This is a genomic window from Massilia solisilvae, from assembly GCF_024753215.1.
GTDB lineage: Bacteria > Pseudomonadota > Gammaproteobacteria > Burkholderiales > Burkholderiaceae_D > Telluria > Telluria solisilvae.
Genome location: NZ_JANUGV010000001.1, coordinates 230,663 through 252,677, shown reverse-complemented (window position 1 = coordinate 252,677; position 22,015 = coordinate 230,663). Strand labels below are relative to the sequence as shown.

The 22,015-nt window shown below is 65.4% G+C and carries 11 protein-coding genes; 2 read left to right on the top strand and 9 right to left on the bottom strand.

Features of this window, described 5'->3' with window-relative positions; translation table 11 throughout:
* The first annotated feature begins 48 nt into the window (after positions 1 to 48).
* The gene (locus NX773_RS01115) at positions 49 to 7,980 is read left to right on the top strand and encodes a DUF4214 domain-containing protein (protein ID WP_258854564.1); all 7,932 of its coding nucleotides are present in this window, start codon (positions 49 to 51) and stop codon (positions 7,978 to 7,980) included.
* Positions 7,981 to 8,026: 46 nt separating this feature from the next.
* Here NX773_RS01115 and NX773_RS01110 read toward each other — a convergent pair whose 3' ends face one another.
* Both NX773_RS01110 and NX773_RS01105 read right to left on the bottom strand, forming a co-directional pair.
* The gene (locus NX773_RS01110; RefSeq protein WP_258854563.1) at positions 8,027 to 8,878 is read right to left on the bottom strand and encodes a MipA/OmpV family protein; all 852 of its coding nucleotides are present in this window, start codon (positions 8,876 to 8,878) and stop codon (positions 8,027 to 8,029) included.
* 193 nt (positions 8,879 to 9,071) lie between these two features.
* A complete protein-coding gene (locus NX773_RS01105) occupies positions 9,072 to 10,181 on the bottom strand; it encodes an acyltransferase family protein (protein WP_258854562.1) in 1,110 nt (369 codons plus the stop codon).
* 126 nt (positions 10,182 to 10,307) lie between these two features.
* On the opposite strand from NX773_RS01105, the gene NX773_RS01100 reads away from it, so the two are divergent.
* A complete protein-coding gene (locus NX773_RS01100; RefSeq protein WP_258854561.1) occupies positions 10,308 to 11,174 on the top strand; it encodes a sulfurtransferase in 867 nt (288 codons plus the stop codon).
* A 133-nt stretch (positions 11,175 to 11,307) separates the two neighbouring features.
* Here NX773_RS01100 and NX773_RS01095 read toward each other — a convergent pair whose 3' ends face one another.
* The 7 genes from NX773_RS01095 to NX773_RS01065 form a co-directional block, all read right to left on the bottom strand.
* The gene (locus NX773_RS01095) at positions 11,308 to 11,910 is read right to left on the bottom strand and encodes a DUF4214 domain-containing protein (protein WP_258854560.1); all 603 of its coding nucleotides are present in this window, start codon (positions 11,908 to 11,910) and stop codon (positions 11,308 to 11,310) included.
* Between the two features lie 156 nt (positions 11,911 to 12,066).
* On the bottom strand, positions 12,067 to 12,549 hold the full coding sequence (locus tag NX773_RS01090; protein ID WP_258854559.1) for a hypothetical protein: 483 nt from the start codon (positions 12,547 to 12,549) through the stop codon (positions 12,067 to 12,069).
* Between the two features lie 57 nt (positions 12,550 to 12,606).
* Positions 12,607 to 13,959: a TolC family outer membrane protein gene (locus tag NX773_RS01085; RefSeq protein ID WP_258854558.1), complete on the bottom strand. Its 1,353-nt coding sequence runs from the start codon at positions 13,957 to 13,959 to the stop codon at positions 12,607 to 12,609.
* A 2-nt stretch (positions 13,960 to 13,961) separates the two neighbouring features.
* The gene (locus NX773_RS01080) at positions 13,962 to 15,320 is read right to left on the bottom strand and encodes an HlyD family type I secretion periplasmic adaptor subunit (RefSeq protein WP_258854557.1); all 1,359 of its coding nucleotides are present in this window, start codon (positions 15,318 to 15,320) and stop codon (positions 13,962 to 13,964) included.
* On the bottom strand, positions 15,317 to 17,152 hold the full coding sequence (locus NX773_RS01075; protein ID WP_258854556.1) for a type I secretion system permease/ATPase: 1,836 nt from the start codon (positions 17,150 to 17,152) through the stop codon (positions 15,317 to 15,319). Before NX773_RS01075 ends, NX773_RS01080 begins: the two co-directional genes overlap by 4 nt.
* Before the next feature lie 336 nt (positions 17,153 to 17,488).
* Complete coding sequence (locus NX773_RS01070) at positions 17,489 to 20,164, bottom strand: DUF4214 domain-containing protein (protein ID WP_258854555.1); 2,676 nt, start codon at positions 20,162 to 20,164, stop codon at positions 17,489 to 17,491.
* A gap of 546 nt (positions 20,165 to 20,710) precedes the next feature.
* Complete coding sequence (locus NX773_RS01065) at positions 20,711 to 22,009, bottom strand: FecR family protein (protein WP_258854553.1); 1,299 nt, start codon at positions 22,007 to 22,009, stop codon at positions 20,711 to 20,713.
* Positions 22,010 to 22,015: the final 6 nt, after the last annotated feature.

Below are 22,015 nucleotides of genomic sequence, written 5' to 3'. Positions count from 1 at the left end.
TTTTTATGCGATTCGGATCGCCCATTTCCACTTTTTATTTTCCCTCCCATGGCCATTCCGACCACAACTCTTGGCACCACCAAGCCGGTGGAAAACGACCTGTCGATCGACAGCATCCCGTGGGGCGCGCCCCTGCTCAACAACCACACCGGGGTGGCGGTGGTCTGGGGTGTATACGGCACCACCAACCTGCGCGTGAACCTGGTAAGTCCCGGCGGCACTGTGGGACCAACAGGCTACTTGCTCATGGGCGCGACGATGGACGCCAATTCAAGTTTCCATGTGGCTGCGGCAGGCCCCGACCGTTTCGTCGTGTTGGGCGACGATGGCGATGACGCCAACCCGCCTTTCACCGGTGCCTACATGCGGATCTTCGACACCAACGGCAACACCATGTCGCCCACCTTCAGCCTGGGAAACTATCGCTACTATGACGTGAAGGGCGTGGCAGACGGGACGTTTATCGTCACCTGGTTCAACGACGATCCAGGTATTCAACGCTTCTTTTACACGCACTACACCAAGGACGGCAATCCGATCGCGGGCCAAACCAACAAGCAGTTCCAGGCGCCGACCAACGTCGCGCTGTTGTCGGTAGCAGGCGACGCCAGCGGTGGTTTCATGTACTCCACGCCGGCGAGCACTACTTCCACGGACGGCTCGCAACTGAAATACGTAGACACGGCTGGCAACGAGACGCTGGTCACCACCGTCGGTGCCGGATACCGGGGCACGCTGGCCTACGACGGCACCAATTTCTGGTTCTTCTACGTAAACTCGTCACAAGTCTACGCGACCAAGATTTCGGGCGCGGGCCACACCGTCATCGGCAACTACACGCTCACCGGGTTCACGTCCAACCAGGAGCCCAGCGTCACCATGACGCCGGACGGCAGCTTCCTGCTGACGGATCACCCGTCGACGGGAAACCCCAAGACCGTCGCCAAGGTCAGCAGCGCAGGCACCGTCCTGGAGACCTATGCGATCCCGTCCACGGACTTTGTGATCGTCGCACCTACCACCGACAACGGGGCACTGCTGGTGCGGAACTATGCTGGGTCAAACGGCCTGTACCAGCTCGATGTCAGCGAGTCGTTCGAGTCGACCTACCTCGACGCGCTCCCGCCCACCATCACGACGCCGGCGGCCCTCAGCTTTGTGGACACCAGCGCCAACGACACGTTCACCGCCAGCGCCAACGCCACCCTCGCCATCACCTCGGACACGGCGATCACCGGCCGCGGCATCCAGGGCGGCACCACCGGCATTTCGAAAACGATCGGCAGCGTTACCTACGACGTCTCGAAAGCGGGCAGCTACGGCACCCTGTACCTGAAGAGCTCGACCGGCGAGTACGCATACGAGCCGAACAACCCGGCGATCAATGCGCTGTCGGCCAATGCCAGCGACGCCTTCACGGTCACGGCGAACAACGCCAACGGCAGCGGCACGGCCACGCTGACCGTCAACATCACCGGCGTGAACGACTTGCCGCTGGTGGCCAACCTCGCCGGCAACTCTGGCACCTTCAAGGCCGGGATGGCTAACACGATCGGCGACAGGATCGCCCCGGCGACCGTCAGCGTGACGGACGTGGACTCCGCCAACCTGGCCGGCGGCTACCTGCAGATCAACCTGACCGCCGGTACCAACGACGGCTCCTTTTATGCCGACCCGAGCAAGGTCAAGGGCGGCACCGACTCCGTGCTCAGTCCAGGCGACGCGGTGTACGTGGATGTGACCGGAACCGGCAGCAGTTACGTGCAGATCGGGACGGTAGCCGCCAGCGGCGGCGTGCTGCACATCGATTTCAATGCCAACGCCACGCCCGCCAACGTCACCTGGCTGCTCAAGTACCTGGCCTACAATTCGACCACAACGGGGCAGCGCGATTTCAACCTCGTGCTCAACGACGGGGACGGTGGCACCTCGGCCTCCTACGCGTTCTCGATGGTCGGCACTGACGGCACCGCGCCTACCCTGTCGAGCTCGAGCCCGGCCGACAACGCCACCGCCGTGCTGACCACCGTCTCGCCGACGATCGTGTTCAGCGAAGCGGTGCAGTTCGGCACCGGCAAAATCTACCTCGTCGACGTGGCGTCCAACACTGTGGTCGAACAATTCGATGTCGCCACGGCGCAGGGTGTGGGTGACGGCAAGGTCAGCATTTCGACGACCACGCTGACCATCAACCCCACGGCGTCTCTCGGCTACGGGAAGACCTACGCGATCAAGATCGACAGCGGGGCCGTCACGGACCTGGCCGGCAACGCCTACGCCGGCATCAGCGACAACACCACGCTGAACTTCACCACCAACTCGGCGCCGCCCACCGTCACCATCAGCGCCAGCCCCACCTCGCTCAAGGCGGGGCAGCACGCGACCATCACGTTCACGTTCAGCAGCGTGCCCACCGGCTTCACCGCCGCCGACATCAGCGCCACGGGCGGCACCATCAGCGCGCTCACGGTCGATGGCAGCGACCCGAAGATCTATACGGCCGATTTCGCGCCGAATGCCGCCCAGTCGCTCAGCGCCACCATCCAGATCAACGCGGGTGCTTTCATGGACGCGACCAGCCAGCCCAACGTGGCCAGCAACGTGCTTGGCATCAGCGGCGACACGCAGGCGCCGACCATCACGTCCATCACGCGTGGCACGCCCACCGGCGCGACGACCAATGCCGACACGCTGGTCTTCCAGGTGCAGTTCAGCGAGGCTGTGAGCAATGTGGATGCAAGCGATTTTTCGGTCAGCGGCACCACCGCCACGGTGTCGTCGGTCACCTCATCGGGAGCCAACAGTTATTCGGTCACGGTATCGGGCGGCGACCTGGCCTCGCTCAATGGCACCGTGGGCCTGGCGCTCATCTCGGGCAACAACGTGGCCGACAGCACGGGCAACGCGTTGGGCAGTACCAGCCCGACCGGCGCCAACCAGGGCTACACAATGGACAACGCGGTCGCCGCGCCCGCGATGGCACTGGCTTCGGATACTGGATCGAACGCCAGCGATGGCATCACCAAGGATGGCACCATCAACGTGACGCTGGCTGGCGACGTGGCAAGCTGGGAGTACAGCGTGGACAGCGGCGCGCACTGGACGGCCGGCAGTGGCACCAGTTTCACGCTGGCCGGCGGCAGCTACGGCGCTGGCGCCGTGCAGGTGCGCCAGACCGACGTCGCGGGCAACCTGAGCAGCACGGCATCGAACGCCGCGGCCATCACCGTCGACACGACTGCCGCCGCGCCTTCGCTCGCCCTGCACAGCGACACTGGCGCCAGCGCCGCCGACGGCATCACCCGCAACGGCAGCATCGACGTGACCTTGCCCCTTGACGCGGCCAGCTGGGAATACAGCGTAGACGGCGGCGCGCACTGGACGGCAGGCAGCGCCACCGCTTTCACGCTGGCCGACAACAGCTACGCGTCCGGCGCCGTGAAGGTGCGCTACACCGACACCGCCGGCAACCTGAGCGCGGTCGCCGCCAATGCGGCAACCATCACGGTCGACAACACGGTGGCCGCCCCCGCGCTGGCCCTGGCGGCCGACACCGGCACCAGCAACAGCGACGGCCTGACCAAGAATACCGCCGTGAACGTGACGCTGGCCGCCGACGTGGCCAGCTGGGAGTACAGCACCGACAGCGGTGCACACTGGACGAGCGGCAGCGGCACCAGCTTCAACCTGGCCGACGGCACCTATGCGGCAGGCGCGGTGCAGGTGCGCCAGACCGACCTTGCCGGCAACCTGAGCACGGCCGCTTCGAACGCAGCGGCCATCACCATCGACACCGCCGCCCTCGCGCCCACGCTGGCGCTGGCCAGCGACACCGGCGCCAGCGCCGCCGACGGCATCACCAAGGACGGCACCGTCAACGTGAACCTTCCACTTGATGTGGCCAGCTGGGAATACAGCGTGGACGGCGGCGCGCACTGGAGCGCCGGCAGCGGCGGCAGTTTCAGCCTGGCCACCGGTGATTACGCCAGCGGCGCCGTGCAGACGCGCTACACCGACAAGGCCGGTAACCTGAGCGCCACGGGCAGCAATGGCGCCGCCATCACGGTCGACACGTCGGCTCCCGCGCCCTCGTTCGCCCTGGCCGCAGACACCGGCACGAACAACAGCGACGGCATCACGAACAACCCGACGGTGAACGTGACGCTGCCGCCGGATGCGGCCAGCTGGGAATACAGCGTGGACGGCGGCGCACACTGGACGGCCGGCAGCGGCACCAGCTTCAACCTGCCGGCCGGCACGCAGGCCGTGGGCCAGGCGCAGGTGCGCTACACTGACCTTGCAGGCAACCTGAGCGCGGCCGGTTCAAATGCGGCCGCGATCACCATCGACACCTCGGTTGCCGCGCCTGCGCTGGCGCTGGCCTCGGACACCGGCTCGAGCGCCAGCGATGGCATCACCAAGGATGGCGCCATCAACGTGACGCTGGCTGGCGACGTGGCAAGCTGGGAGTACAGCGTGGACAGCGGCGCGCACTGGACGGCCGGCAGCGGCACCAGTTTCACGCTGGCCAGCGGCAGCTACGGCGCTGGCGCCGTGCAGGTGCGCCAGACCGACATTGCGGGCAACCTGAGCAGCGCGGCATCGAACGCCGCGGCCATCACCGTCGACACGACTGCCGCCGCACCTTCCTTCGCCCTGCACAGCGACACTGGCGCCAGCGCCGCCGATGGCATCACCCGCAACGGCACCATCGACGTGGCCCTGCCCGGCGACGCGGCCAGCTGGGAATACAGCGTGGACGGCGGCGCGCACTGGACGGCAGGCAGTGCCACCGCTTTCACGCTGGCCGACGCCAGCTACGCGGCCGGCGCGGTGAAGGTGCGCTACACCGACACCGCCGGCAACCTGAGCGCGGTCGCCGCCAATGCGGCAGCCATCACAATCGACAACGCCGTGGCCGCGCCCACGCTGACCCTGGCGGCCGACACCGGCACCAGCAACAGCGACGGCCTGACCAAAAATACGGCCGTGAACGTGACGCTGGCCGCCGACGTGGCCAGCTGGGAGTACAGCACCGACAGCGGCGCACACTGGACGAGCGGAAGCAGCACCAGCTTCAACCTGGCCGACGGCACCTATGCCGCAGGCGCGGTGCAGGTACGCCAGACCGACGTTGCCGGCAACCTGAGCACGGCCGCTTCGAACGCGGCGGCCATCACCATCGACACCTCGGCCGCCGCGCCTGCGCTGGCGCTGGCGGCCGACAGCGGCGCCAACGCCGCCGACGGCATCACCAAGGATGGCACGATCAACGTGACCCTGCCGCCGGACGCGGCAAGTTGGGAATACAGCGTGGACAGCGGCGGCCACTGGAGCGCCGGCAGCGGCACCAGCTTCGTCCTGGCAGAAGGCGGCTACGCAGCCGGTGCGGTTCAGGTGCGCTATACCGACAACGCGGGCAACCTGAGTGCCGCCGCCAGCAACGGCGCCGTCATCAGCGTGGACCACACGGTGGCCGCACCGGGCGTGGCGCTGGCTGCGGACACCGGCAGCAGCGGCGCCGACGGCCTGACCAACAATGCCACGATCAATGTCGTCCTGGCGGGCGATGCGGCCGGCTGGGAGTACAGCACCGATGGCGGAGCGCACTGGACCGCTGGTAGCGGCACCAGTTTCGTGCTGCCGGAGGGGAGCTACGCTGCCGGCACGCTGCAAGTGCGTCAGACCGACCTGGCCGGTAACCTGAGTCCGGCGGCCGGCAATGCCGCGGCAATCACGATCGACACCACGGCCGCCGCGCCCGTGATCGGGCTCGCCGCCGACACCGGCGCGAGCGCGAGCGACGGCATCACCGCCAACGGCCAGGTCAACGTCACCACCGCGCCGGACGCATCGAGCTGGGAATACTCGACCGACGCCGGTGCGCACTGGGCCGTCGGCAGCGGTAACAGCTTCGTCCTGGGAGCGGGAACCTGGGCCGGCGGCACCGTGCAGGTGCGCTATACCGACAAGGCCGGCAACCTGAGCGCGGCAGCAAGCAATGCCGCTGCGATCACGGTGGACCTGTCCGCGCCGGCCCCCACGCTGGCACTGGCACAGGACAACGGCGCCAGCCCCACCGATGGCGTGACCACCAATCCGATGGTCCAAGCCACGCTGCCGGCCGATATGGCAAGCTGGGAATACAGCACCGATGGCGGCGCCACCTGGTCCACTGGCCGCGGCGTCAATTTCTACCTCACCCTCGGCAAGCATGTGGCCGGCACGGTGCAGGTGCGCTATACCGACCTGGCCGGAAATCACAGCGCGGCAGCATCAAACGCGACGGATTTCTTCATCGAGAGGGACGCTCCGCCCGTCACGCCCCCGGTCAAGCACACCGTCGACGGCGTGGTGCTGGAAACCAGCACGGTGACCAATCCGGACGGCAGCAGCAGCCAGGTGCTCGTGGTGCCGGTGGTGACTCCATCGCGCGTGGACGACACCGGCAGCAAGGCGGTGGCGGACATTCCCTTGGTCAGCTCCAGCGACGGCGTGCCGGTACTGACGGCGCAGCTTCCGACCGGCTATGGAATGCAGGTCGCCGGCTCGGCCGGCCCACAAGGCCCCGCCGCCAGCCTTGCCGAACTGACGCGTGACATCCAGGCCCACACGCCCGCCGGCTCCGCCGGCCAGGGCAGCCTGGTGGCGGCCGGCGCCAGCTTCCTCGGCGAGCTGGCGCCCGGCAGCTCGCTGGTGGTGCAATCGATCACGCCGAGCGTGGCGCCAAACGGGCAGCCATCGGCCCCCGTGGTGATCGCAGCCCCGCCCGCGGCCCCCAACGCGCCGCTGACCGCGGTGGTGATCGACTCGTCCAACGTGCCGGGTGGCCTTGCGATCCAACTGCAGAACGTGCACTTCGCTGCCCTGATCGGCCCCATGCATGTGACCGGCGGCGACGGCTCGCAGGTGGTGTTCGGCGATGCCTCGGACCAGTACATCGTGCTCGGGGCCGACGACGACGTCCTGCACGGCGGCGCTGGCAACGACACGGTAGGCAGCGCAGGCGGCAACGACCGCGTGTACGGCGACGAGGGCAATGACGTGGTCTTCGGCGGCGAAGGCAACGATTATCTCGATGGCGGCACCGGCACCGACGTGGTGCTGCTGCAGGGCGCCAGCCGCGCCGACTACAGCTTGCGCTTCGACCACGGCAACCTGGTAGCGACGCAACTGCACGGCGGCCCGGACGGCACCGACACGATCGCCAATGTGGAAGTGCTGCGCTTTGCCGGCGCGCACCCGGACATGGGCACCGACGCGAGCCTGCGGCGCATCTACGACACCCTGTTCGACCGCCCTGCCGATGGGGCGGGAGCCGCCTGGTGGAGCGCGGCCGCCAACCACGGCATGGCGCTGCACGACATCGCGGCCAACCTGCTGGCCTCGAGCGAAGCGAAGGGCAGCGCCGGCCTGGCCAACGCCGCCTTCGTCGACCAGCTTTACCGGGACGCGCTGGGCACCGCCCCGGTGCCGGCCGACGAACGCGCGCGCTGGATCGGCCTGCTCGACCAGGGCAAGGCGGACCGCGCCGACGTCCTGCTCGGCATTGCCAACGGCACGCAAAAGCTCGCGCTGGACGCACAGGAGCATTCGGACGTTGCGTTCGCGGACACCGATGCGGCCACCATCGTGCGCCTGTACCAGACCGTGTTCGGCCGCCACGCCGACGAAGCGGGCGTCAATTTCTGGATCGGCAGCAGCGAAGCCGGCATGGCAATGCGCGACATCGTCAACGCCTTCCTGCAGTCGGGCGAGGCCCAGCAGCGCTACGGCGGCACCAGCGACAGCCAGTTTGTCGACACCCTGTACAACGTGGGCTTTGGACGCCATGCAGACGCAGGCGAAATCGGCTACTGGACCGACAAGCTGCACGCCGGCGCCATCAGCCGGGCGGACCTGGTGCTGTACTTTGCCGACTCGCCCGAGCAGGTCACGCTCGTGGGCAACAGCACCACCATTGCCGGGCTGACTGGCTAAGCGCAGGTTCGCGGTGGCCACGGCAGCGCGCCGGCCACCGCGACACTCAGAACAGGTAGGACGCCGCCACCCCGATAATCCACTGGTTCTCGTCACCGCGGTCCTTGACCACCGGGCTGTCGGCCGCGTCGCCCAGCAGCCGCTCGTAGCGCCCGGCCACCGTGACCAGCCATTTCGGGTCGACCTGGCTGGTCAGGCTGAACGGGATCTTGATCGAGGTGAGCCCGCCTTCGGCCTTGTAGGCCCGCCCGGCGCGCTGCGGGAACAGCGCCACGTCGGCGCCATGGATGCCGAAATAGCGGTCATTGAAATGGTCGCTGGCAAAGAACAGCCCGAAGCCGAGCGTGCCCAGCAGCGGCTTGCCGAACAGGCCCTGCGCGAACGGGTACACATAGGTCGCGCGGATGTTGCCGCTGGGGCCACTGTACACCCCGGTGGTGTTGCCGACGATGTCGGCGGAAAAGACGATCTTGTGCAGCGGGCGCCCTGGCTCGAGCGGCATGTGGTAATCGAGGAAGGCGCCGATCTCGGTGGCGCTGGCCACCGGACGCATGTGCTTGACCACGCTGTCGCTCACGTCGTCGTCACGCCGCTGGCGGAACCGGATCAGGGGGCCGGCGCGCAGGTCGGTGCGGTAGGGGACCACGTTGGCGCGCAGCTCGGGCCCGATCAGCTGCACGTACTGGGTGTCGCTCCACGCATAGCGCACCAGCGGCGCCGCGCGCGCCTCGTAATCGTCCGAGCCATAGTAATCGGGCACCGAGAAGACGCCCAGGCCAACCAGGTTGAAGTCCTGCGGGATCTGCAAGGGGATGATCTCCTGCGCGGCGCCGTTCTGGGAGAACAGCATCGCCGCCGCTGCCGCAAGGCCGGCGCTCAATAGCTTGGGTCGGGTCATGACTTACCTCCTGAAAGATGGGGCCACGTGTGGCTTTCGATGTACGAACCCATCGTACGAAGGCATCCCGGTGCGCGCTTGCGGCATCTCAAGCGGGAAATGGAACTTGCGGATCAGGCGCCAGAGGACGGCGCGCGCGTGGCGCAAAGCCATCGCTTGCGCCCCACGTAAAAAAGCCCTTCGGCGACGCTTCTCAGGCCGCGGGAGCCACGGCCGGCGCCTGCCTGGCGCCGTAGCTGCGCCGCATGCGCAGGAACGGCTCCTCGATCGTGTTGTAGCTGATGGTCGCCAGCAGCCAGGTGATGCCGTAGCTTGCGGCCAGCATGATGGCCGCGTCCAGCCCCGCGTGGCCGGTCGGCCGCACCAGCCCGACCTTGGTCGCCAGCACGTGCAGCACGCCCATGTGCAGCAGGTAGAACGAGAAGCTGACCTTGCCGCCGTGGCACAGTGCGCGCTCGATGGCGCCCGGCAGGCGGCGCTGGAACGACACCCAGGCCACGATGAAGAAGGCCCAGCCCGCGCTTTCCAGCATCGACCACCCGATCCAGAACGACGACTTAGGCGCGCCGCCGAACGGCGCGACCGTGTGCATCAGCGCCGTGGTGCACACCACCAGCGCGCTGGCCGCGGCCAGCAGCAAGGGCGCGAATTCCTGCAACCTGGCGCGGCGCCCCTGCAGCAGCATGGCCGCCGCCATCCCGATCAGGAACTGGTCGAAGCGCCCGACGAAGGTGCTGAAGTACATCAGCGTGCTGTTGTCGTTGACCGTGTACGCGGCCACCTTGAAGAAGGCCATCAGCACCAGCAGGTTGGCCAGGTAGCGCAGGCCGCGCTCCATCGCAAAGCGCGCCAGGAACGGGAACACCATGTAGAACAGGAACTCGACCGAAATGGTCCAGGCCGCGCCGGTGACCACGGTGCCGGAAGTGGGCGCTAGCCCCAGGTTGGTGGCGAACAGGTAAAGCAGGTCCTGCGGCTGGAACTTGTCGCGCCCGATCGAGGTGGCGACCAGGAAGATGGTCAGGAACAGCGGAAAGATGCGCAGCACCCGGTTGCGCACGAAGTCGCGGTACACGATCTGCTTTTGCACCAGCGCGATCTGCATGAACAAAAAGCCGGACAGCGTGAAGAACAGGCCGACACCGGTGTGGCCCTCGGTGATCAGGGCGCTCCACGGCCCGGACAGCCCGGCGCCGGACAGCCCGCGATACTCGAGGTGGAAATGGAACAGGAACACGACCGTGGCCGCGAGCCAGCGCAGCTGGTCGATGCGGGGGTTGTACTGGATGTTCAGCGATTGCATGCGTTCCCGCCCTGCTTTTCAAAAGGGAACATTGTAAAACGAATCGCCGCGAAAACCACGCCGCGCGCCAGCGCACCGCCGCGACTGGTTCTATAATACCGCCCTTACCTTCCGCCCCCATTCCCCATGCACGTCAACATCGCCGCTTACAAATTCGTTACGCTCGACAACCTGGAAGCGCTGCGTGAGCAATACGAGGCGCGCTGCAACGAACTGGGCCTGAAGGGCACGGTCCTGCTGACGCCCGAGGGCATCAACATGTTCGTGTCCGGGCCGCGCGCGCACATCGACGATTACCTTGCGTGGGTAAAAAGCGACGCGCGCCTGGCCGACCTGGAATGGAAGGAAAGCCTGTCGAACGAGCAATCGCACAAGCGCATGCTGGTGAAGATCAAGAAGGAAATCATCACGATGCGCATGCCGCTCATCAAGCCCGAGCTCGGCCGCGCGCCGGCGGTGGACGCGCGCACGCTCAAGCGCTGGCTCGACCAGGGCGTGGATGACGACGGCGTGCCGGTGGTGATGATGGATACGCGCAACGCGTTCGAGGTGGATGTCGGCACCTTCGACAACACGATCGACTACCGCATCGAGAAATTCAGCGAGTTCCCGCAAGTGGTGGCCGAGCACAAGGACGAGCTGCAGGGCAAGACCGTCGTGACCTTCTGCACCGGCGGCATCCGCTGCGAGAAGGCGGCGATCCACATGCAGGACATCGGCTACGAGCGCGTGTACCAGCTCGAGGGCGGCATCCTGAAGTACTTCGAGGAAGTCGGCGGCGACCATTACACCGGCGACTGCTTCGTGTTCGACTACCGCACCGCACTCAACCCCAGGCTGGAGCCGACCGAAACGGTGCAGTGCTTCGCGTGCCGCGCGGTGGTCACGCCGCGCCAGCAGCTGTCGCCCGATTACGTCGAAGGGCATTCGTGTCCGCACTGCGCGGGCACGCAGGAACAAAGCGGGGCGGCCGGCAGCACTGTCGCGCGCTGAAGCCAGCGCCTCTGCCACCACGTCGTTCCGGCGAACGCCGGAACCCATGCTGAAAGCGCCGGGCGTTGCATCATGCCGCGAGCCAACAGGCTCAGCATGGGTCCCGGCCTGCGCCGGGACGACGGCGCAACTGTCAGAACATCGGTGGCGGCGCGTCCGCCACGCCAACCAGCTGCGCGCCATCCATCCCCAGCCCGGCCGCGTGCACGATGTTGCTGATCACCGAGTCGATGGTGCCCGGGTCGCTCGCGTTCGCCGCCGACTGCAAATCCTTGACGGTCGCGATGAAATCGATCGCCAGCTTGTTTGCCGCATCGCCCGAATACGCCTGTTTCTCCACATCCGTGTCCAGGCGCGCGGTGAAGGTGGTCGCCACCGCGACCTTGGCGTTGTAGGCGAACAGGTCGGTGGTCTGGGCGCCGGCCGCGATCTGCGTCACCACGTTGTCGATCGTGATGGTGTGCGCGTCCAGCTTTTGCGCCCACCAGTCCACCCCCGCCTGCTCCGCCGGCCGGCCAAACAGGTGCTGGTACACCGTGCTCACGATCTGGGCGTTGGTCATGCCGGCGTACGCTGCCTTGTACTCGGCCGAGGTCGAGAATTGCGCCGACATTTGCTGCAAGGCGTTCGGGTTGGTCTGCAGCTGACCGGTCCAGAACGCCAGCCCCGCCGGGTCGGCCGGACGGCTGAAGTAGGCCACATACAGCTTCTCGACTGCGTTGATGTTGTCTGCCATGACGATATCTCCGGTTCAATTAGAGGTGAGCAAATCCTACCCTAATTGCGAAATCGAAGGCGCAGCGGACTCAACCGTGCTCAGGTAGTTTCCTACCGACATCGCCCTTACCTAAAGGAAATCAACGAAATTTCCGCGACACTAGATTGTTAAATTTTAATGCAGCGCGAGCTTGTCTGCGGGCGCACTGGCGTCGAGCCACGCCGGCCACAGGCTGTCCGACCACTCCGCCACGCGGTACAGCCTGCGCAGGATCGACAACCACTGGCGCAGCGCCAGCTCGGGCAAGGCGAACGTGGCCGTCTCACCGTTGGGCCCGAACAAGTCCAGCCGCACGCCCTGGGTGGTCGTGGACAGGTCCACCCGGGTCGCGACCCACGCGGCGTTGCCTGCCGGTGCCGCCACCGGTTCCTGCGCCACGAGCTGCGCCTGCGCGGCCTGCTGCTCGAAACTGTTGAGCAGTGCGGCGCGCGCATCACCTTGTGCCGCCAGCGGCTTGCACAGGGCCGGCACCAGCCGTCCAAGCAGGCGCTGGGTCAGCCACACATGCTGCACCTTGCCGTCGGCGGCCTCGCCCGACAGGCCGATCCGGTCCTCGACATGGGAATACTGGGTCGTAACGCGTTGCAGGAGGTTCATTTCGTCACAAATAAAAACCGCCGCGGGCGCGGCGGTTCAGGGGCAAGCGGCTGCGGTTCAACGAAAGTAAGCGGCCACCTCGCGGATGTCGGTGTCCCCGATCGTGCCGGCGGCGGCGCTTAGGCGCAGCAAGCCCAGCAGGTAGGTGTAGCGCGCCTGGGCCAGATCGCGCTGGCTGGTGAACAGCTGCTGCTGGGCGTTGAGCAGGTCGAGGTTGATGCGCACCCCGCCCTTGATGCTCTGCTCGGTCGCCTTCATCAGCTCCTTGCTCGACTCCACCGCCTTGACCAGGGCCTCGACCTTGTGCACGCTGCTCTGCACGACGCTGTGCGCCTTGCGCAGGTCGACCATGATCTTGTTGGTGCGCGCATCGAGGTCGGCCTTGGCACGCTCGTAGTTGGCCGCGGCCTGGCGCGTGGCGGCGTTGATGGCGCCGCCCTGGTAAATGGGAATGCTCACCTGCACGCCCAACGAACGGTTGACTGTGTTCTGGGTATAGGTGTTCAGCGACTCGGAATCGCCCTTGCTGTAACTGGCAATGAAGTCCACACGCGGATAATGGCCCGCCTTGTTCTTGACGATTTCCAGGCGCGCGTTCTCCACCGTCAGGCGGGCGGCGGCCAGCTCGTGGTTGCGTTCGCGCGCGAGCTGTTGCCACTTCTCGTACGGGCCGACGTCCAGGTCGCCGATGCGAAAGTTGCTCGACAGCGTATCCAGCGTGCCCGGGTCCATGCCAATGACGCCGGCCAGCGCGTTGAGCATGGCCACCGCGTTGTCCTGCGCCTCGACCAGCGTGGCCTCGGCCAGGTCGAGCCGCGCCTTCGTTTCCAGCATATCCGTCTTGGTGCCCTCGCCTTTTTCAAACAGGCGCTGGTTGACCTTCTGCTGTTCCAGGTACATATCGCGCTGCACCTGCGCGAGCGCCACCTGGTCCTGCGCGAACAGTGCGTCGCAGTAAGCGCCAACCACGCGCAGCGCCACCTCGTTCACGTTCGCCTCGTACTGCTGCTCGCTGGCCTGGGTCTGCACTTTGCCCTGGCGATAGCGGGTAAGCGCGTCGATGTTGAACAGCGACTGGCGCATCTGCACCACCGAGGAACGGCTGATGTAGCGCGGATGCGTGACGGACTTGCCCAGCAGCACACTCATCTGGTCCAGGTTCTCCATGTCGGCCACGTTCTTGTTGCCGGAGAACTGGGCCGACACGCTCGGCAGCAGGCCGGCGCGGCCGAGCACCAGGTTTTCCTTCGCCGCCTCGTTCTCGTAGAAGTTCATACGAAACGTCGGGTCGTTCTTGAGCGCGGCCTGGTAGGCCTGCTGCAGGCTGACCGCGGCGGCACTGCCGCTGTACAACGCGGCCAGCAGCGCCGCGCACGCGCCCAGGCGCGCCGGGATGTTTGCTTTGGCCACGGTCAGTCCTCGCTCATCGACGATTTGGCCCGGTCGAAGATCGGCTTGAGCAGGTAGTTCATCATGGTGCGTTCGCCCGCTTTCACCAGCAGCTCGACCGGCATGCCCGGCACGATGTTCAGGTGGTGGCTGGCGATCATCTTGGCGCCTTGCGGGGTCACCCGCACGCGCACCTTGTAGAACGACTGGCCGCTCTTCTCGTCCACCGTACGGTCGGCCGCCACCTGCTCCACCTCGCCTTCGATATGCGGGGTGCGATTGGTGTTGAAGGCAACGAACATGATCTCGACCTTCAGGCCCGGATGCACCTTGTCGATCAGGTTGGTCGGCAGCGAGCCTTCGACGATCAGCGGATCGTCGCTCGGCACGATATCCATCAGGCGCGCCCCGGAGCCGACCACGCCGCCCTCGGTGAACACCGCCGTGTTGACCACCGTGCCATCGACCGGCGCCTTGACGTCGACATTGGCCAGCTCGAACTGCTGCGCGTCGCGCTTGGCCTTGGTGGCGTCGGCTTCGCGCTGCACGTCGGAAAGCGTGGTACGCACTTCCTTCTGGTAATCCTGCATGCGCTGCGCCTTGCGCATGGTGAGCTCGAGAACCTGGCGCTCGGCCCGCCCGATGTTGCCGATATCTTCGGACAGCGCGCCCGACAGCTGGGCGTAGGTGCGCTCCAGGTCGAGCAGTCGGTTGCGCGCCACATAGCCTTCCTTGGCAAGGTCGCGCATGCCGCCCAGTTGTTCCTTCAGGATCGCCATCTGTTCCTTCTTGCTGTCGCGCGATTCCTGCAGGCCCTTGATCTGGATTTTCAGGCCGGCGATGCTCTCATCCACGCTGGCCAGCTCGTTGCGCAGCGAGCCCTGGCGCGAAAGCAGCAGTTGATTGTGCAGGCTCATCAGTTCAGCGACACGGGGCTCGCCATGGCGCTTTTCCAGTTCCTCGGGGAAGCTGATCTTGCTCTTGCCATCGCGCTCGGCGGCCAGCCGCGCCTCGGCCGCAAGGGCAGTCAGGTATTGCACATCCACCATCTCGAACTGGGACTGCGCATTCACCGGGTTCATGCGCACCACCACCTGGCCGGCCTTGACCACGTCACCGTCCTTGACCAGGATCTTCTGGATGGTGCCGCCCAGCAGGTGCTGGACCGTCTTGCGGTTGGATTCCTTGGCCACCGTGCCCATCAGCGGGACGCCCTTGTCCAACGGGGCCAGCGATGCCCACAGCAGAAAACCGCCCACGCCAAGCAGCACGACGAGCCAGCCCAGCCGCGCAAACTTGCGTTCGTCGGTGTTGACCTCCAGCGGGGCGACGTCATGGCTGACGACCTCCGCCGGCTTGTTCTGGTTTTCGATCAATTTCATTTGGTTTCTTCTCCGGTCGTGGCGCCGGCTGGGGCCGGCTGCGTCGCCGGCCGTGCCGCTTGCTGGGCCGCCTGGGCCTGTTGGGCTGCCTGGGCCTGTTGGGCTGCCTGGGCCTGTTGGGCCGCCTGGGCCTGCTGGGCGGCCTGCTGGTTTGCTTGCTGCAGCGCTGCCAGCACCTGGTCGGTCGGACCGAACAGCTGGGCGGCGCCATCGCGCAGCAGCAACAGCTTGTTGGTCGCGCCGATGACGCTGGTGCGGTGGGTAATCAGGATGATCGTCTTGCCGCGGCGTCGCAGGTCAAGCACGGCCTGCACCAGCAACTGCTCGCCGATATCGTCCAGGTTTGAGTTCGGCTCATCGAGCACGATCAGGGACGGGTCACCGTACATGGCGCGGGCCAGCGCGATGCGCTGCTTCTGGCCGCCGGACAGGCCGGCGCCGGCGTCGCCCAGACGCGTGTCATAGCCGTCGGGCATGTGCAGGATCATGTCGTGCACGCCGGCGCGCTGCGCGGCCAGCACCACCTTTTCGGGATCGACCTCGCCAAAGCGCGCGATGTTCTCGCTCACCGTGCCGGCAAACAGTTCGATGTCCTGCGGCAGGTAGCCGATGTTCGGACCCAGCTCGCCCTTGTTCCAGGCATAGATGTCGGCGCCGTCCAGGCGCACCTTGCCGACCGCCGCCGGCCAGACGCCCACCAGCAGCCGCGCCAGGGTGGACTTGCCGGAGCCGCTCGGGCCAATCACGCCGAGCACGTCGCCGGGGGCGACCGCGAACGACAGTCCCTTGATCACCGCGCTCTTTGCGCCCGGCGGCGCTGCCGTCACGGCCTCCACCGACAGCGCACCCTGCGGCTTGGGCAGCGGCATCCCGGCCGGGCGGGCGGGATTGGCTTCGAGCAGCTTGGCCAGCCGTTCGTACGAGCTGCGGGTGCTGCTCCACGACTTCCACACTGCGATCAGTTGCTGCACAGGCGCCAGCGCGCGGCCCACCAGGATGGAGGCGGCGATCATCATGCCCGAAGTAATCTTGTTCTCAAGCACCAGCAACGCGCCAAAACCAAGCACCAGCGACTGCAGCGAGGTCTGGACGAACTTGGTGGTGGCGTTGATCTTGCCTGCCAGTTCGCTGGCCTGGGCCTGCAGCTTGAGGAACTGGCCGTGGGTCTTGAACCAGCGCGAGATCAGGTTGGGCAGCATGCCCATCGACTCGATGACCTCGGCGTTACGCAGGTTGTTGGTGGCCATGGTCGAAGCGGCAATTGCCATTTGATTCGCTTCGGCCAGCGGACGGCGCGTGACGCGCTCGTTGACGACAGCCAGCACCACCAAAACGACCGTGCCGGCCAGCGCGAACAGGCCCAGCGACGGTTCGAAAAAGAAGATGACGATCAGGTAAATCGGGAACCAGGGCGCGTCAAAGAACGCGAACAGGGCATTCCCGGTGAGGAACTGGCGCAGGTTGGTCAGGTCGTTCAGCGCCTGGCCGGCGTTGGCGCCGGCCTGCTTGAGGTTCTGTTCGAAGGCGGCGGTGTACACCCGCTTGTTGAGCGTCATATCGAAGCGGGCGCCGACCCGCACCAGCACGAACGAGCGCACCAGCTCCAGCGTCGCCATCAAGGCATAGGCGCCCAGCATGATCAGGGTGAGCATCAGCAAGGTGATGTCATTGCGGCTCTGCAGCACGCGGTCGTAGATCTGCAGCATGTACAGCGACGGCACCAGCATCAGCAGGTTGATGACCGCACTGAAGGCGCCCACCGTCCAGAAGGTGCTCTTGAAGGCAAGCAGCGCCTGCTCGATCTCGTTTTTTACGGTTATGAGTTTTTTCATGTTGGGTCGCGGCTCGGGTTGGCAACGATTGCAGTCCCGAGAAGCAGCCTCAACGGGAACAAGCGTGCGAGATTATCGCTCAATTTGTTCAATAAATGTGATGTGCGTCACATTTTTTTAACAGCAGGGCCAAGCGAGTGGTTTTTTGGCGCATCTCCCCCGCGGCAGGGGGGGATATCGCGGCGCATGCGCGGCCCGACGGCGCGCTGCGGTGCGGCCGCCGATCCAGTGCGTGGCGGAAGGCGAGGAAGACGATAAAAAAAGGCCAGGCTTGCGCCTGGCCTTTTGCTGCGGACAGCTGGGGGCTTGCGCCCTCAGCCGTCGGCGATTGGCTGATTAGCCAGCCGGGTTGGCGGTGTTCAGCGCCAGCAGCAGGGCGTCCAGATCGATCGCGCCGGTCAGCTTGACGACGATGTCTGCCGAGTCAACGGTACCCAGGGTGCCCTTGTCGACGTACACGTAGGTGTCGCCGCCCATCTGGAACACCAGGTTGTCACCCTTGGCCGAGACCGCAGCGTCTTTCAGTGCCAGGTCCAGGTCGGTTTGGGTGGTGGTGAACTTGGCGCCGCCAGCGAAGCCGGTGACGTTGATGTGGTCGGACGACTGCATCAGGGTGTCGCCAGCTGCGTTGGTGACCAGCTTCAGGCCGGTGACGGTGTCCACTGCGCCGTAGTTCGAAGCGCCGATGGTCACGATGTCCACGCCTGCGCCCAGCTTGACGGTCTCAGCCTTGGTGCTGGTCGAGCCGTAGACGAGGCCGGTAACGACGTCGCCAGCTGCGTGGGTCAGGTCGCCCAGGGAGTAGGTGCCGCCCAGAGCCGATGCGTCCACGGTGGCCAGCTTCGAACCGTCGGTGTTGGTCACAACAGCGGTACCGTTGCCGGTCAGGGTCAGCGATGCCAGCTTGTTCAGCGCGCCAGCGGCTGCGCCTGCGGTCACCGTTGCTTTAGCGATGGTGTCCTGGGTCGCGTTGCTCGAAGCGTTGACCGAGTTGACGGTGCTGATGGTAGCGCTGTTCAGGTCACCGGTCAGGGTGCCGTTCACGCTGCCGCCTGCGCCGGTGATTGCCTTGACAGCCAGGGTCACGGTGTCGCCGTTGGCGGTCACGGTGCCGGTAGCTTTCTCGGTGATGTTCAGCGAGCCAGCGCGCGGAGCATTGGCGTCAGCGCCGTAAGCCAGGGTGGTGGCGGTCACTGCGCCGTTGGCGATCACAGCCTGCGAACCGACGTTGGCGACGATGCCGCCAGCGTTCATGTCGATGGTCGTGTAGTTGGCGGCCAGGGCCGATGCGTCCAGTGCACCTTCAGCGGTTGCGCCGGTGAACTTGATGGTCTCGAAGCCGGTCAGCAGCTTGTTGAACACGATGTAGTCGTCAGCAACGCGGGTAGCCTTGCCAGCCACAGCCACGGTGTCGGTGCCGGCGCCGCCGTCGATCACGTCGGTGGTTGCCAGGGTGCCGTTGATGGTGATGGTGTCGTTGCCGTCGCCGCCCGAAACTTTCAGGCCTTGGCCAGCGATCTTGTTGACGGTGATCTTGTCGTTGCCTGCGCCAGCATCAACGGTCAGCAGGCCGCCGGTCGAAGCGGTGACTGCCAGGGTGATGGTGTCGTCGCCAGCGCCGGTCGAGACGTTGCCGTTCACAGCAGCAGCGGTGTCGGTTGCAGCCGAGGTCACGCCGTTGAAGGTCACGGTGTCTTTGCCCGAACCGGTCGAGATGGTGGTCTCGGTGCCGCTGCCGGTGAAGGTGATGGCGCCGGTCGAAGCCGAAGCGTTCACGTTGGTGATGTGCTTCACCGACGGGGTGACGGCGTCTTCGTTGATGGTCAGGGCGGTCTTCTGGTCGGTGGTGACGGTGACGGTCTGCACGTCGGTGCCAGCGTTGACGGTCAGCGCCATCGCATCGGTACCATCTTGTGCCGAGTCAACGCGCGAGCCCGACACGGTCACGGTTGCCAGCTTGGTGCCGCCAACGGTCAGGCTTGCCAGGTCGTCGACGTTCTTCAGCGACACGGCAGCCGAGGCGCCCGATGCACCCACGTTCAGGGCGGTTGCGCCAACGATCGAGTCGAAGCCAGCGGTCACACCAGCAGCCAGCTTGGTCACGTTCAGTGCCTTGCCGATCTGGTTGATGTTGGTCGCGCCGACGAACTTCGATGCGTCCAGCGTGTTGTTCGGAGCGGCCGGGATGGTGTAGCCCGACAGGTTCAGGTTGATGACTTCAACGTTCTTGATGGTCGTCGGGAAGGCGCCGTTGGCGGTGAACGCAACGTTGTTGGCATCCTTGGCATCTTTGATTTCGACGTTCAGGGTGTCTTTGCCGTTGCCGCCGTCGATCGAGTCGATGACGCTCAGGTTGGTCTGATCGACGCCGGTGGTGGCGTTGAAGGCGTTGGCGTTGATGACGTCGTTGCCGTCGGTACCGGTGATGATGTCCTGGCCCGGGGTCAGGGTGTAGGTCTGGCCGCCCACGCCGCCGTTGTCGACGATGCCTTGCACGGTCACGTTCAGTGCGGCGGTGTCGATGGCTGCTTTCAGCGAAGCGTCATCGGTCACGTTGGCGATGAACTGCTTGGCCAGGCGGTTTGCTGCGTCGCCCTGGTAAGCCAGGATTTCCGGCACGGTGTCCAGAGCAGCGGTGAACGCGGTTGCTGCTGCAACTTTGTTTGCGTAGATGGTAGCGTCGCTGCCCAGGGCGCCCTTGGCGATCTCGGTCACGGCGTAGTCGATCTTGAAGTCGCCCTTCATCAGGCCTTGTGCCCAGAAGTTCAGACCAGCGATGTCCGGAGCGTGGCCAAACAGGTTCTGGTACACGGTAGCGACGACAGTGTAGGCGTCCTTGCCGCCGTAGGTGTCGGTGTATTCTTTCTGGGCGGCGAACAGCTTGTACATCGCCGAGGTGTCACCCTTGCTGGCCGTCAGGGCGCTTTCCCAGTAGGCGAGACCGCCGACGTCCGCCGGACGTGCAAAGTAAGCAATGTATGCCTTCTGTACTGCATCGGTATAAATACCCATTTAGTGCTCCAAGTAGAAGTTCAATCAAGGTTAACTTGCAGTTGCTCAAGCGTCTGCAATCCAACGGAGCGAATCATGACAGAGCCTGATGTTCCATTAATGTGACGATCGTCACAATCAGGAACAAATTTTGTCTTGAAGTTGTATCTATTCACGATTTGCTAGCTGGTCGGGCATTATCTAGGATGACAAGGTTTGAAGCAAGACGCTGTCTTTACAAGCAAACCGCGAGGCAGCAGATTGCGCCAATTTTGCGCTTGCGAGCATTTTCAGCTCATTTCTGTTTGATAACAGTGTTATTTGAACACCGAGTTAGTTTCCTTGGGGCAGGATTTTGCTTACAAATGGACACACATTTCGTGTCGCTTTCACGCATAAGTACTGGCCGCTGTTTGAAACCGGCAAGTCACCGGTGCGCGCCAGGCGCACCAAGGAACAATAGAAAGACTGCAATATCCGGCAAGCGCGGGGCCGCGGGCTGACCGCGAGAGACGGGAGGGGGGAGGAAGCAGCCGGGCGGCAGTTCGCCCGGCCGAGGACCGGCGATTAGCGAGTCCAGCTGGTAAAGCCGCTCACCGAGCGTGACTCGTCCAGGCGCGAGCGGAACAGATAGGCGGCGCTGCCGCCGTTGGCATTGCTGAGCATGCCGTCGACCTGCATGTTATTGCTGGCGGGCCGTTCATACAGGTTGTTGGCGAACCGTCCGTCCGGCGATACCTGCCCTTCCGCATGCAGCTTGAAGGTGGAGCCGTCACCGATCAGGTCGAAACTGGTGGCAAAGCTCTGCTTGCCGAAGTCCACGCTCAACAAGCCATTCTGCAATTGCCCGAGGACAGGGTTCTTGTTCGGATTGTCGTTCAGGATGTAGGCCTCGCTGCCGCTCAGCAGGAACGCGACGTTGCCGCGCTCGGGCGCCACATAGTCCTTGCCAGCGGTGCGAAACAGCACATAGTCGCCGGAAATGACGCGCTCGGCGCCGTTCGGGCCGGTCAGCGAAATCGTTGCAGGCCGCCCCATGACGTCGGCCCAGCGCCCCCATTGCAGCTCGCGCTCAGGAAGCTGGGCTACCGGCGGAGTCACCACCTCCACCACCGGCGGCGTGCTGGGCAGGGTTGGCTGGTGCTGCACGTATTTTTCGACCGAGTCCACCTTGCGGGCGTCGATGACCGAATCGCTGGGGCTGCCCACCTTGGCGACCGGCTCGTCCGAACGCGGCGGGGTTACCTGGTCCGGCGCGCCGGAGGAGGCCGGCAGCAATTGCGGGGCCGCCTGGCCGCGCTTGACCTGCAGCAACTGGCCGCGCTGGGCGGCAAACAGCTCGCGGCTGGCCGCGCCTTCGCACGGGCCGGCGCCTTCCGGGCGGCAGGCGCCGCCAAAGCTGCTGACCACGACGCCGCCGGTCAGCACCGCCACGCGCGAGGTGTCCTGGTCGGTGAACACCGTGAAATCGGTGCCGCGCACGCCGATCGCCGCCACCGGAGTGTTGAAGCGGAAATTCTGACGCGCCAGCTTGACGGCGTCCCCCGACTTGCTGCGCGCCACGCCACTGATCAGTTCCAGCTTGACCTTGGTATTGGCTGGGTTGGCGTTGTCAACGTAATAGGTAACGATGCGCGCCCTGGTGTTGGGGCGCAGGATGAACAGGCCGTTGTCGATCGTCTTCACATATATATAGCCGTCGGCGCCGGTGGACAGCAGTTCGCCCTCCTGCACCGGCACGCCCTCGGCCGCCGCGCGCTCGGCCACATGGCTGGCGCCGGCGGTGAAGATAACCTTGCCCGCCTCGGCCGCCTGGGCTTGCGCAGCAAGCGCGAAGCTGCAAGCAAAAATGAATCGACGCAACATATTTGT